The sequence below is a fragment of the Paenibacillus sp. FSL H3-0333 genome (assembly GCF_038002805.1).
Classification (GTDB): Bacteria; Bacillota; Bacilli; order Paenibacillales; family Paenibacillaceae; genus Paenibacillus_AQ; species Paenibacillus_AQ silagei.
This window is the reverse complement of record NZ_JBBODG010000001.1, coordinates 957710-971427: the sequence shown is the minus strand read 5'-3', so window position 1 is coordinate 971427 and position 13718 is coordinate 957710. Positions and strand designations below refer to the sequence as shown.

The 13718-nt window shown below is 55.0% G+C and carries 10 protein-coding genes and 1 pseudogene; 4 read left to right on the top strand and 7 right to left on the bottom strand.

The annotated features are described in order from the left end of the window. Window positions 1-33: 33 nt before the first annotated feature. From MHH78_RS04395 to MHH78_RS04385, 3 genes are all read left to right on the top strand, one after another. Window positions 34-858 (top strand): class I SAM-dependent methyltransferase, encoded by an 825-nt coding sequence (locus tag MHH78_RS04395; protein WP_341166703.1) that lies wholly within the window; start codon window positions 34-36, stop codon window positions 856-858. Window positions 859-1109: 251 nt separating this feature from the next. Then, entirely contained in the window at window positions 1110-2486 is a 1377-nt protein-coding gene (locus MHH78_RS04390; RefSeq protein ID WP_340827665.1) for a helix-turn-helix domain-containing protein, read from the top strand. Between the two features lie 276 nt (window positions 2487-2762). After that, window positions 2763-3437: a hypothetical protein gene (locus tag MHH78_RS04385; RefSeq protein WP_341166702.1), complete on the top strand. Its 675-nt coding sequence runs from the start codon at window positions 2763-2765 to the stop codon at window positions 3435-3437. Between the two features lie 445 nt (window positions 3438-3882). Here MHH78_RS04385 and MHH78_RS04380 read toward each other — a convergent pair whose 3' ends face one another. From MHH78_RS04380 to MHH78_RS04365, 4 genes are read right to left on the bottom strand one after another with little or no spacing between them, the layout of a single operon-like run. After that, window positions 3883-4956, bottom strand: coding sequence for an ABC transporter substrate-binding protein (locus tag MHH78_RS04380; protein ID WP_036728155.1), 1074 nt, complete (start codon window positions 4954-4956; stop codon window positions 3883-3885). Next, complete coding sequence (locus tag MHH78_RS04375) at window positions 4953-5798, bottom strand: ABC transporter permease (protein WP_036728153.1); 846 nt, start codon at window positions 5796-5798, stop codon at window positions 4953-4955. Before MHH78_RS04375 ends, MHH78_RS04380 begins: the two co-directional genes overlap by 4 nt. Then, a complete protein-coding gene (locus tag MHH78_RS04370) occupies window positions 5795-6601 on the bottom strand; it encodes an ABC transporter permease (RefSeq protein WP_036728143.1) in 807 nt (268 codons plus the stop codon). The genes MHH78_RS04375 and MHH78_RS04370 overlap by 4 nt, the downstream gene beginning before the upstream one ends. Further along, window positions 6591-7715, bottom strand: a complete 1125-nt coding sequence (locus MHH78_RS04365; RefSeq protein WP_339252089.1) for an ABC transporter ATP-binding protein — start codon at window positions 7713-7715, stop codon at window positions 6591-6593. The genes MHH78_RS04370 and MHH78_RS04365 overlap by 11 nt, the downstream gene beginning before the upstream one ends. A 293-nt stretch (window positions 7716-8008) precedes the next feature. Between MHH78_RS04365 and MHH78_RS04360 the strand changes: the two genes are divergently transcribed. Then, a complete protein-coding gene (locus MHH78_RS04360; protein ID WP_051478252.1) occupies window positions 8009-9112 on the top strand; it encodes an FUSC family protein in 1104 nt (367 codons plus the stop codon). Between the two features lie 538 nt (window positions 9113-9650). Here the strand turns inward: MHH78_RS04360 and atzF are convergent. The 3 genes and pseudogenes from atzF to MHH78_RS04345 form a co-directional block, all read right to left on the bottom strand. Further along, window positions 9651-11602, bottom strand: a pseudogene (gene atzF / locus MHH78_RS04355) (allophanate hydrolase). 6 nt (window positions 11603-11608) lie between these two features. After that, a complete protein-coding gene (locus tag MHH78_RS04350; RefSeq protein ID WP_341166701.1) occupies window positions 11609-13246 on the bottom strand; it encodes a PucR family transcriptional regulator in 1638 nt (545 codons plus the stop codon). 16 nt (window positions 13247-13262) lie between these two features. Further along, a complete protein-coding gene (locus MHH78_RS04345) occupies window positions 13263-13691 on the bottom strand; it encodes a cupin domain-containing protein (protein WP_341166700.1) in 429 nt (142 codons plus the stop codon). Between the last annotated feature and the right edge of the window lie 27 nt (window positions 13692-13718).

The following is a 13718-nucleotide window of genomic DNA, read 5'->3' as shown; positions in this document are numbered from 1 at the left end:
CACTTAGCTACCTATAGCGAGGAGGCCATTCCTATGATTCCTTCAGGCAACAGCAAGGCTAATATCGACCGTTTTTTGGGGTACCAAAATGACTACGACCGTTATCGGCCGGAAGCGCCGCCGATGGTGATTGAACTGCTCACCAGTTACCTGGGCCACCGTCCTGCCCATGTTGCAGATATTGGCTGCGGCACCGGCCTGTCCACCTTTCTGTGGAAGGATGCCGCCGATATGGTAACCGGAGTGGAACCTAACCCGGATATGCTCAGCAAGGCTCAGGATAAGCTGCGTCTCCTGGATCAGGGAGCGGAGAACCTGTCTTTTGTGCAGGGCTATTCGAACCAGCTTCCTTTCGATACGGGGAGCGTGGACATTATCACCTGCTCCCAGTCGTTCCACTGGATGGACCCGGACAGCACTCTTCAGGAAATCGCCCGTTGTCTGCGGCCCGGCGGAGTCTTTGCCGCCTACGACTGTGACTGGCCTCTGGTGCTGCAGCCCGCTATTGAAGCCCGTTACAACCGGCTGATTGCGGCTTCGGATGCCCTGCTTGCGGAGCTTCAGCCCGGTGCCGACCAGGCCAGCAAATGGGACAAGGAAGGTCATTTGAACCGGATCAAAGCCAGCGAATGGTTTACGTACGCGAGAGAGATTGTTTTTCACAATATGGAGTCATGCGATGCACAGCGCTATATCGGGCTGGCCCTCAGCCAGGGCGGCGTCCAGTCCCTCCTGAAGCTTAGCCCGGCCTCGCTTGAGCAGGACATCGCCGAATTCTCGGCACAGGTGGAGGAATTCTTCCAGGGCCGGACCTTGCAGGTGCCGGTTAGCTACCGGATGCGGACCGCTGTGAAGTAACCATCCCCGTTAGCAACCAAGCTCCTGTCTAAATAGTACAAGTAGAATCAAAAACACGCCCCAGTTATCCCCGCAAAGGAACCGGGGCGTTTCAATGTCTCGGAAGACTTAACCAGGGACATTCCATGTCTGCCCTTCCTTTTGTTCACTGTATCTACTAATCCGCTCTATTGACCATTGGAATATTATCACATATTATTACACCAATGAAATAAAAATCTAATTACTGGGATTAGGTCAGGTGGTGTTATATGAAGTCCACAACCACGATTCGCGATCAGGTAACCGCATATTTGTCTAATCAGGGCCTGTCCATTAATCAGTTTGCCATCTCTTCAGGAATTAATTCCGGCACACTCAGCCGTGTCGTTAAAGACCGTCAACCGATTGCCATGGATCATCTGGAGCGTATTACCCGGGGTATGGGCCTGCCGGAGGACTACTTCTATACCTTATACGTGGACGAATGCTTTCATCATTCGGCTCCCACCTGGCGGCGCTTGCGGCCGTTTCTTGTGCGTTCAGCGGCGCTCGGCCGTCTTGACTGTGTTGAACAGGTAGTTAGGAACCTGCTGGAGAATCTGGTCTATGCCCCTATGCTATTCGAAGTTGCAGAAGGATTGTTCGAGCAGGGATTGTGGCACGCAGCAGCATTATTGTATGAGAATGTGAGCACCAGTGAGAAATATCAGAATTCCGAACGGCTGGCAATATGCCAATATCGCTTGTTCCGGATTGGCCTCGGTGATGACCAGAGCAGTAATCTGCGGGTAGCCATCCTGTTCGAATGCTTCATCGACCGGCTGAATGAGGCGGATCAGCTGGACGGATTGAAAGACCTGCTGGATGTCTACTACTCTCTGCAAAAGTGGTCCAAGGTGAACGAGCTTGCCGAGAAAATGCTTGAGCTGGCTACCCTCCGTTACAATCTCCAGCTCCGCTCGAAACGTAAACCGGACAACGAAAGATCACCTTCAAGTCCGCTGTATTTATATATTCTCCGTTCCCATCTCTTTTTATCAAGTGTCTGTATGGAATATGGGGACTATAAGTCTGCAATAGAGCGTGTAAGCCTTTATACAGATGTGCCTTGGATACAAGAAACTAATGACGAAAAAGAGCGGATATTAGCCCAATTCAAGGAGTGGGGTAGAGCAAATATCTATTTGTATCGTATACTCGATGGGCAGTTAGAGGTACTAAATAATTATGTGGAATTTATATCTACCCAGCCAGACGAGATATTCACGGCAATATATAACATTGTTAAATCTGCAAATCGGTATAATTGGAATATAGACCATATTCTTGAGCGCTTCTCTAGTTACATCCCTTACAGAACATATAACTCCGAATTCGGTGAATATAACCAGCAAGTTATGGCTGATAAACACACCAGATTTCTCGTTGAATTAGCAGCCTACTACTTACATAATAAAAGAAATGAAGGGATTAGTTTCGTCCTTCAAAGTTTGGAATCCTCTGCTAAAATTAACAACGAGACTATAGTCATCACCTGTGTAGATCTGTTTGAACAATACAGACATATAGCACGTGATGATGAAATCGAGAGTTACAAACTTCTAATCAGAGAGGTGCACAAATTTAATGAGAAAAAAATTATTTAAGCTTATTGTACTATGTAGTTTAGCCGCAGTAATTAGTTCCACTGCAGGAACCATAGAGTCAGTAACAAGTAGCGATGCACAGTATTCTTTTCAAACTATGTCTCATGGTATAGGAAGTTAATTACTCCTCCTTCCTATTTACCAAAGATCTTCATACTGCATTCTAGCTTTCCCCCAGCATTTACCCTATACTTATACCAGCGAGACGAAGAACGTCCCGGTTGCCCTTTGTGGGGAAGCCGGGGCGTTTTCTATTTTCCGGAGAGGATGAGGAGCATGACTTTTGAAGAAGCGCATGAACAATTTATCACCAGCCATCTGGGGAGCAGACCGGAAGGCGAGCGCAGAGCAAGGCTGAAGCGGGGGCATCGGCATGCCGAGGTGCTGTTCCTGAAGAATGTATGGTGGCCTTTGCGGGGACATTTTACCGGATTCCATCCGGAGTATGAGGTGATGGATTGGCGGGGACGATCTTATTTCGCTGACTTTGCTTGGCTGCCCGGATATGTGAAGCTTCTGATCGAAATCAAAGGCTATGCTTCGCATGTACGCGATATGGACCGCAACAAATACTGCGGCGAGCTGAACCGCGAGACCTTCCTGTACGCCATGGGCTATCATGTGATTTCCTTCGCCTACGATGATGTTGAACAGCGTCCCGAGCTCTGCATAACCTTGCTGCGGATGGTGCTGGGCAGATATCAGCCTGCGGCAACCCCAGTATCGCGCGTACAGTTGATGGAGCAGGAGGTCATCCGGTTAACCGTTCATCTAGCCCGGCCTATTCGCCCGCAGGATGTAAAGCAGCATTTCTCAATTGATTACAGAACCGCTGTCCGCACCTTGCGAAGTCTGTCTGACAAGGGCTGGCTCGTACCGGTTCCCACCAGCAATCAGGAACGAACCGCACGATATGAGTTGAAGCGCGGTGTACTGGAATATTTTACTTAGCCTTCGGCAAATAATTGGAAAAACGCATCTTAATTTCGCTATTCCCAAGGAATACTCGACAACAAGTCGAAAAACAGCAACTGCTGCTCCTGGTTTTGCCGCTATAGGGCGATCTGGGGAAATTTAAGTGCTGTTTTTCCAACTCTCTCCCCCACAACCCGTTAATACTCATCAGTAGGTGGACAAAATCCATCTTTACCCGCTTCCGCAGCTTTATCACCCGATTCCACCAACATAGATTACTCCACAAGCATCGGCAACACCCGTTCTTATCCTCTATCAAACCATCAGCCGCCAGCACCCCACTCCTTCAATCCTCGTCAGGCCCCATTCCTCCACGCCGTTATAGTCCCGCTACCCACTTCCACCCTGGCAAGCAAAAGCCCCCCGCACACGCAATACGCGCATGCAGGGGGCCCCGGTAACCTTCCGGCGCTTACGCCAGCTACTTCTTATTCATCTTGAACATCAGGAACAGCTCATTATAGTGGGCAAGCATCCGCTTGCCGAGGTTGTCGTAGACCTCCAGCCGGTCGGTGAGCTCGGCGGGCGGGTAGAAGCGCTCGTCACCGGAGATGTCCTCCGGCAGCAGCTTCAGGCCGGGAACGTTCGGCGTGGAATAGCCGACGTATTCCGTATTCTGGGCCGCCACATCCGGCCGCAGCATGAAGTTGATGAATTTATGCGCGCCTTCGACATTGCCGGCGGTGCGCGGAATGACCATGTTGTCGAACCATTTGTTCGAGCCTTCCTCCGGCACGACAAAGTCCAGCTTGTCGTTGTCATCCATGATCTCCGAAGCGTCGCCGGACCAGACGATACCGACCGCTGCTTCTTCGTTGGCGAGCAGCATTTTGACCTCGTCACCCACAATGGCCTTCACATTCGGAGACAGCTTGTTCAGCTTCGCGAGCGCCTCCTGCAAATGCTCCTCCTTCGTGTCGTTGACGGAATAGTGCAGGCTGTTCAGCGCCATGCCCATGACCTCACGGGCTCCGTCCACGAGGAAGATATTATTCTTCAGCCGCTTGTCCCATAAGGAATTCCAGCTGCTGAAATCGATGCCCTTCGTCATCTCCGGGTTGAAGATGATTCCCACCGTCCCCCAGAAATAAGGAACCGAATACTTGTTACCGGGATCGAAGGACAGATTCATGAATTTGGAATCGATGTTAGCGAGATTCGGCAGCTTGCTGTGATCCAGCGGCAGCAGCAGATTCTCTTCCCGCATCTTGGCGATCGCATAGTCAGACGGGATTACGACATCGAAGATCGTCCCCCCCTGCTCGACCTTGGTCAACATCGCTTCATTGGAATCGAACGTCTGGTAGATGACCGTAATCCCGGTCTCCTCCTGGAATTGCTTCAGGAGATCGGGGTCCACATAGTCGCCCCAGTTATAGATAGTCAGCGTGTTGCCGCCAGAATAGCCCTGAGCCGAGTTCAGCCTGGAGGCCAGGAACATCAGTCCGAAGGCGACGATCAGAATCGCCAGGAACGTATTAACTAGCTGCTTCATCTAGGCACCCCCGCTTCGGCCACCGGCTCGGCAATCTGTGCCGCCGGGCGGCTCTTACGCTGGTTCAGGTAGTAATAACCGATGACCAGCAGAATTGTGAAGAGGAAAATCAGCGTCGACAGCGCGTTAATCGACAGCGAGACCCCCTGGCGGGCACGGGAATAGATCTCCACCGACAGGGTGGAATAGCCATTGCCCGTGACGAAGAAGGTGACTGCGAAATCATCCAGGGAATAGGTCAGGGCCATGAAGAATCCGCTGAAGATTCCCGGCTTGATGATCGGCAGAATGACCTTCGTGAGCACATCCCGGCGCGTAGCGCCGAGATCCCGGGCGGCATCCGTCAGGGTCGGGCTCATCTCCTGCAGATGCGGCAGGATCATAATGACCGCAATCGGAATACTGAACGCCACATGCGAGAGCAGCACGGAGGTGAAGCCCAGCTTGATCCCGACAATCGTGAACAGGATCAGGAAGGAGGCTCCGATGATGACATCCGGGCTGACAATCAGCACATTGTTCAGCGAGAGCAGTGTGTTTTTGGCCCGGCGGCTGCGGACATGATGGATCGCCAGCGCACCGATTACCGCTATGATGGTCGCAATGGCCGATGACAGAAGGGCGATGACCAGTGTGTTAATCACAATAATCATCAGCCGGGTATCGGCAACTACCTCACGGTAATAATCCAGCGTGAAGCCTTCGAACTTGTGCATCGTACCGCCGCTGTTGAACGAGTAATACATCAGATAGAAGATCGGCGCGTACAGCACCAGGAAGACCAGCACCAGATAGATATTGGCGATGCCGTTCTTGTTCTTAACCCTGCGTCTGTTCTTCATCCGCGCACCCCCTTCCGGGAGCCGCCGGTCAGAATCATGAACAGCGCCATAATGGCGATCAGGAACACCGCAACGGTGGAGCCCATACCCCAATCCTGTGTGACCAGGAAGTGCTGCTCAATCGCGGTGCCGAGCGTAATCACCCGGTTCCCGGCAATCAGACGCGTAATCATGAACAGCGACAGCGCCGGAATGAATACCGCCATGCAGCCGGAGCGTACACCCGAGATCGTCAGCGGAAAAACCACCCGCCGGAACGTTGTCCATCCCGATGCACCCAGATCGCGCGCGGCATCCACCAGCGACAGATTCATCTCATCCAGGGCACTGAAGATCGGCAGAATCATGAATGGAATGAAAATATAGACCGACACAAACACAAAGCTGAAGCCCGTGAACAGAATCTGCTGCTCACCCAGCCCCATCAGATCAAAGAAATTATTGACCGGGCCGAAGGTGCCGAAGATCCCGATGAAGGCATAAGTCTTCAGCAGCAGGTTGATCCAGGTCGGCAGAATAATCAGCAGCAGCCAGAGCTGCTTGTGCTTCGTTCGCGTCAGCAGATAAGCGGCCGGATAAGCCACCAGGAGCGAGAACACCGTGATCAGAAAAGCGTACCAGAACGAATTCAGCATCATTCTCATATAGACCGGTGTGAAGAAATTGACGTAATTATTCAGCGTCAGCTTCCCCTCAAGATCGAACAGGGAATAGTAGACCACCAGCAGCACCGGCGCAATGACAAACAGCGCGATCCACAGGTAGTACGGGATGAGATAATACGACTTGCCCTTAGTCATCATGGCTCTCCACCTCGGCGTAAGCCTCCAGACGCTTGTCGAACTCTTCCTCCGTTTCACCGAAACGCATAACATGGATCGCTTCCGGGTCAAAATACAGCCCGATCTCGGAGCCAACCTCCGCCTTACGGGTGGAATGGACGAGCCATTCATGGCCGGAGCCGTCATAGCAGCTGATTTCGTAATGAACCCCGCGGAACAGCTGCGAATCCACACGCACCTTCAGCTTGCCCGCCTCAACTGTAGCAATCTCCAGATCCTCGGGACGGATGACAATCTCCACCGCTTCATTCGGCCGCAGACCGGCATCGACACATTCGAACCGGTGACCGTTAAATTCAACCACATAGTCCTCAATCATCACACCCGGTACAATGTTCGACTCTCCGATGAAGTCAGCCACGAACCGGTTAATCGGCTCATCGTAGATATCATTAGGCGTGCCGCTCTGCTCAATCTTGCCGCCGTTCATGACGAAGATCCAGTCGGACATCGCCAGCGCCTCTTCCTGGTCATGGGTGACGAAGATGAAGGTGATGCCCAGCCGCTGCTGCATCTCCCGCAGAATATACTGCATCTCCGTACGCAGCTTCAGATCAAGCGCCGAGAGCGGCTCGTCCAGCAGCAGCACCTGCGGCTCGTTAACAATGGCGCGTGCAATGGCGACACGCTGCCTCTGCCCGCCGGACATTTCATTAATGGCCCGCTGATCATAGCCGACCAGGTTGACGAAGCGCAGCGCTTCCTGCACCTTTTGCTGAATAACATCCTTCTTCAGCTTCTTGATGCGCAGTCCAAACGCCACATTCTCGAATACGTTCAGATGCGGAAACAGCGCATAGTCCTGAAATACCGTATTGACCTGCCGCTCATTGGCGGGAATGTGGTTGATAATTTTGCCGTTCAGATAGATCGAACCTTCAGTCGGCTCCGCGAAGCCGGCGATAAGACGTAGAATGGTCGTTTTTCCGCAGCCCGAAGGGCCCAGCAGCGTGTAGAATTTACCGCGTTCAATTTCGAAGCTCACGCCTTTGAGTACAGCCTCTTCGTCGTCGTATTGCTTAATCACCTGGTCAAAAGAAATAATAGTGCCTTCCGGGGTAGCTATAGCTAACAACCTCCCTTACTTATGTAGTACAACCTATTTTACCCGCTTCTTGCGGGAGACAATCCGGCAGCAGCATGCTTAGCACGGATAAGCGACAATTCCTGCCTTGGTTCGACAGACTTCAATATATATAGCATAAATGAATCCTGCAATATATGCGATAGCTTACATTGTGAAATCGCGCACAAAAACTTAACAAGTTCGTAAAATCTTGCCCGCCTCCCGCCTGTTTTGAGGTGCTATAATGAAAACGGATGAAAACCATAAAATTTTTCCTATTTACATGAAAGAAGATGACAAACATGAACGAGGGCTTACAGGAGCGCCTTGAAAAGTTCGGATTATCCTTATATATGATACGGATTACGCTCGCCGCTTCGCTCTCGTGGCTGGCTGTGCACATTATCTACGGGGACCATTACCTGTACTTCGCGCCGCTGGCGGCGATTCTGATTACCCAGAGCAGTGTCAAGGCCTCCCTCGAAAAAGGCGTCTACCGCATGACCGGCGTGGTCCTTGGCGGCATCGTCAGCCTGATCGTAGGCAAATTCTTCGATGTGGGTGCGCTGTCGATTCTGCTGATGCTGCTGATCGGCATTGGGGTGGCTACAGCCTGCCGGATCAATATCCAGGCCGTCTCGCAGGTCGGCGTCACCTCGGTTCTCGCACTTACCTTCTATCATGACCAATATATCGTCTGGAGAGTCGCCGAGACGCTGATCGGCGTGCTGATTGCCCTCATCATCAATATGATTATCGTGCCGCCCAAGAGCTTCGTCAAGGTCAAGGACCTGGCACTGAAGGGCAGCCTGACCTTATCCGACGCCTTAACCGGATTCGCTGCAAGCGGCCGGGATGCCGCACAGGCCAAGGCTGCTCTTGAGAGCTCCGGCGAGCTGCTGAAGAAGAGCGACCGGCTGCAGAAGGAGATGCATTACACGCTGTCTCATTACCAGTGCCGTAAGGACATTGGCAAGCTGACACAGACGACCACCCATCTCATCAAGGTCCACTCCTATGTCAAAGCCATAAGCGAAGAGATCGCCCTGCTGCCGGCCCATTATGCCGCAGCCGACTGGATGCTGGAGGTTGTAACCGCAACGGCAGACTGTATCGCCCTGTACGGCACACGGACGCTATCGGATGCCGAATGCAGCGGACGGTCACTCCCCGAGAGTCTGAGAAGAGCCCGCGATGTGCAGCTCGCCTGGTTCTCGGAGCTGCAGGATCAGTGCCCGCTCGCGGCCTTCCGTGATCTCGGTGCGGTGTTCTCCCACCTGAACCGGATTCTTGAAGAAATCGAACGCGCCGATTATGCGGCCCTTTCCACCGTACCACAGCATGTCAAGGCACAGCCTGCACGCGCCATCCAATTCATACAAAAAGGACTCTTCCACAAGCTATAAGCTTGGGAGAGTCCTTTTTTTTGTATTCTATCCAGGTCAGTCACTCCGCACCCATCCGACTCTCAAGCTTCCCACAGAAGCGGTTGCCGTCTTGATGCAGAGCGTTGCAGTTGATGTACCTTGCTGGTAGGATGGGGTGCGCGCGGGTAAAGTAGCTCGGATGGCTTGAGTAGCTTGGTTCGCTTGAGTAGCCTGGGTGGCATAGACGGGCGGCAGCACGTAAAGTAACAGTTGGAAAAAAGGCACTTAATTCAGCCAACCTAACCGATTTGACTGAAGCGGTTGGAAAAAGTACATCTAATCCGCCGAATTCTATGGAATCCCTTAAAAGCGAGCAAAATAAGTGTTGTTTATCCATCTGCTGTTCCCATAGGAGGTATTCCACCAGCAGCAAATGGAGAAAATCCAACTAATTACTACATGTATCCCGGTGACACGAAATGGGATACACAAATTCCACCTTAGTATAACGCACGCAGAGGTGAACGCCGAAAGCAGCAGTTAATCGGTACGCAGAGCTGCACGCTGAAAGCGGTATTTATTCAGCAGGCAGGTATCTCCAGCCCCCGTAGGCCGTAACGTTCTCAGCTCCGGCGGCGGCATAGCCTTCGCAGATGAAGCCCGTCACTTCGCGCCCATCCGCGAGGACCACCCGCCCGAGACCCAGCGGGGCCGGGATAAGCGCAGCGAACGCACCCAGCGCTTCCACCGGCATCTGCCACAGCTCCAGCTCGATTGCGCTTCCCCCTGCCGCCTGTCTCAGCAGGCCCGGCTTCGCCGGCACGGTAGGGAGCTTGACCAGCTCATAACAGGCAGCGGTCAGCGCCTCCTGCCAGAAGTGCGCGCCATGCTCCAGCATCTGCTTCTCCAGCGGGAAGCCGCGCATATGCAGCCCGCAGACCGCCAGGGTAACCATGCCGGACGATGGTGATTCGTCACCGGTAGCAGCGCCAGTACCTCCAGTCTCATCAACGTCAGTCCCAGCAGCATCAGATGTACCACCTGCACCACTAGCATCCACACCATCTTCCGACTCCATCGGTTGGCGCTCTGCCAGAAGTTGGACCTCAGCCCCAGCAGAACTCCCCGCACTCTCACCGCCACCATCCCCCTCCACCAGAAGCCGCGCCCCGGCTCCGGCAAGCAGATGCTCGCTGTCCGCCAGAGCGAACAACGTAATGCCGAACGGCAGGTTCTCCGCCGCTTCCCCGGCAGGGACCGCCACCGCTGACAAGTCGAGCAGGTTGCAGTGATTGGTGTAGCGGCCCATATCGGAGTTGGCCCCTACCGGGTTCGCCGCCAACTGCTCCCGGGTCCAGGTTCCGCCGCAGGTCGGCAGGACCAGCACCGCATCCCGCAGCAGCAGCTCCGCTTCCCGCTTATACTGCTGCAAGCGGTGCATGGCCTGGAACAGGCTCGAAGCAGTGTGGCGCTCCGCGGCCCCGGAGGAGAGAATCGACTCCGTTACCGGCAGCACTGCTTCACGGTGACTCTCTACGAATCCGGCCAGATCCGCCCAGCGTTCGGCTACCCAGGGGCCATCGTACAGGATGGCTGCCGCTTCGGAGAACAGCGTACAGTCCACCCGTTCAACCGGCAGCCCCAGCTCCTGCACCGCCGCTTCGGCCCGTTCCCAGGCCCGGCGGTATTCGTCCGCATGGGGTCCATAGAAGTCCAGCGGCGCTTCCGGCAGCAGCAGCTTCCCGGGCAGAGCGGCAGCCTCCCGCTTCACGCAGCGCGACCACGGATCGGCTGCCTCGAAGCCGCGTGCTGCGCGGTCCACCGTGAGTGCATCCTCCAGATTGTGCGCGAATACGGTGACACAATCCAGGCTGGCACACGCCGGCACTACGCCGCGCACCGGCCAGGCGCCCAGGCTGGGCTTGTAGCCGACCAGCCCGTTCAGTGCGGCCGGCACACGGCCCGAGCCGGCAGTGCGGCCGGCACACGGCCCGAGCCGGCGGTATCAGTGCCCAGGCTGAATACCGCCTGGCCCCGGGCCACGGCAACCGCCGAACCGGCGCTGGAGCCGCCGCTGATGTATTCGGGACACAGGGCATTATGCGTCTCACCGTAAGGGCTGCGCACACCGACGAGTCCGGTGGCGAACTGGTCCAGATTGCTTTTGCCGACAGGGATCGCCCCCGCAGCCACCAATCTCGCCACAACCGCTGCGTCGGCTTCCGGCTGATAAGCGAATTCAGGACATGCCGCCGTCGTGGGCAACCCCTTCACATCGATGTTATCCTTCACCGCGAACGGAATGCCCCACAAGGGATGCTCCTGCGGATTCAGCTCTCGGAGCGCTTCCAGGAAGGGGCTGATCTGCGCCTCGGCGGGCGGTTCAATCCAGATGTTCATGTCCTTGTCCCGCGCAGCGCGGCGGATGATCTCCCGGATAACCTCCTCCGGGGTCAGTGCGCCGTTCAAATACTGACCCCGCAGCCAACCGGCAGTCAGCTTCGCGGGCCATTCTGTTGTTGCTGTCATCAGGCTTCATCTCCTTCTCTGCGTATCGGTACCGGACCTGCGGCCCTTGCCCATCTCATGCAGCTTCAGCGCAAGCTGCAGCTCCAGCATATCGTCACCGTCATCCTGGCTTAATCCCAGCAGCTCACAGGCCCGGTCGATCCGGTAGGTGACCGTATTATAATGTGTGAACAGCTCGCCGGAGGTCCGCTTGACGTTGCGGTTGCACTTGAAATACAGTTGGAGCGTCTGTAGCAGGGAAGCATTATGCTTGCGGTCGTACTCCAGCAGCGGAGCAATATACTGATCCCTGTACTCGGTGATCTCCTCCAGCTCGGGCAGATGGTACAGCAGCCGGAAGACACCCAGCTTCCGGTAATCGACATAAGACCCGCTGTAGCCGCTGATTTGGCGGATGCGGGCGATTTTGCGGGAGGATTCATAGCTGAACCGCACCTGATCAGGGCCGTCCGCAAGATCGCCAATACAGAAGGCGCAGCTCCCGCTGACAAACACCCGGTTCATCTCGGCCAGCAGACGACCCAGCGTCTCCTCCAGCGGAAGCTCCGGCTGCTCCGGCACGGTCAGCACCAGTTCCCCTTCAAGGATGGTGAGCTTCACATGCTGAAGGTCTGCCCGGGCACGTACCCGCTTCACTACCTGCTGCAGCTGCTTAAGCTCCGGCTTATCCTCCAGCCATCCGGCGGTTACAGCACGCAGCGGACGCTCCGGGAGCGGGCAGCCGCAGGCTGCGCCACGCAGCTTCAGATCCTCGGCAGCGGCAATCCGGCCGCTGATCCAGTCCTGCAGGAACTGGTCCACATACTTCAGCTCCACCTCGCGGCGGGCCCCGGCATTAATCATCTCCAGTCCGACCAGTACACCGACCCGGTCAATCGTTAACTGATCCACTACCGACAGCTCGCTGTTCCACTCCAGCAGCACCAGCAGACACTGGTCTGCTCCCTTGTCATTGACAGCCGAGACATAAGCTCGGATACGCCGTTCTCCAACTGTGAGGAATGTAATGCCGAGGCTGCCTTCCTGGCGAAGCTGTATCCAGGCCGGAAGCTGCTCCTCTAGCTCTAGCGCTTCCGCCTGCGGAGAACAGAAGACCTGATCGGTATCATCCAGCAGGACGACCGGATTATGCAGCATCCCGTCCAGAGTCAGCAGGAAATCCTCAATCCCGTCGCCATGGAGAAGCTGCTTCGACAGCTTCTGGAACCGGCTCTGCAGCTGCGAGAGCTCCCGCGCCTCCTGCACCAGCACCCGCTCCATAATGTCGCGGACCACATCGGAGAAGGAGGTGGAGGCGGGCAGCTCGAAGATCGGGAAGCCCAGCTGATCCGCGAGTTCCAGCGCCCTCGGCGGAATCTCATCGATATAACGTTTGGTTTTGATCCCGAGCGCGGACACCCCCTTCTGGTTCAGCTGGGGAATAATCTCTGCGATCAGCTCCGGCCGGTTATGAAAGGGGAAGCCGCTCGTAATCAGGAACTCCCCCGGACGCACCCAGTCAATGACATCGGGAACCTCCATTACATTGACACGGTTAATATAACGCCCAAGGCCCCCGGCTCCGGCCAGCAGGGCCGCTTCCTTCAGGTCGGGAATCAGCAGAATATCGCTGCAGGTCAAACCGGTAATTACATTGCTGCCCATGGCTCCGCCGCCTTTACTATAGCTTGGAAGAATAGATATCCTCGATTAGTGTAGTGCCGAAAAAGCTGTTAGGCGGCACCTCCGCCTCCGCCGGTACAAAAATACTGATCTGCTCCGAAGGAGCATCCCCTGTATTCCTGACAGAATGGACTACGCCCGCAGGCACATGGAACGTATCTCCGGCCCGGTAGCTGTACCACTCCCCGTCACATAGCAGCTTGACCTCTCCTACGGTAATATGAATGATTTCGACTACATCATGATAATGCGGCAAGACTTGGCCGCCGATCCCCAGCTTCTCCCACAGAATCGAGCTCATGCGGATGCCCAGGCGGTCCGCCTCCGTTGCCGAGACAATCTCCCGGTGATACAGCTCTATGTGATTCGGCATAAGCTCCCATGTCATATCTGCTGCTGCCAGCACTTTCGTTTCCTGTGTATGCATATTCGATTCCCCCATGATAGATAAAAT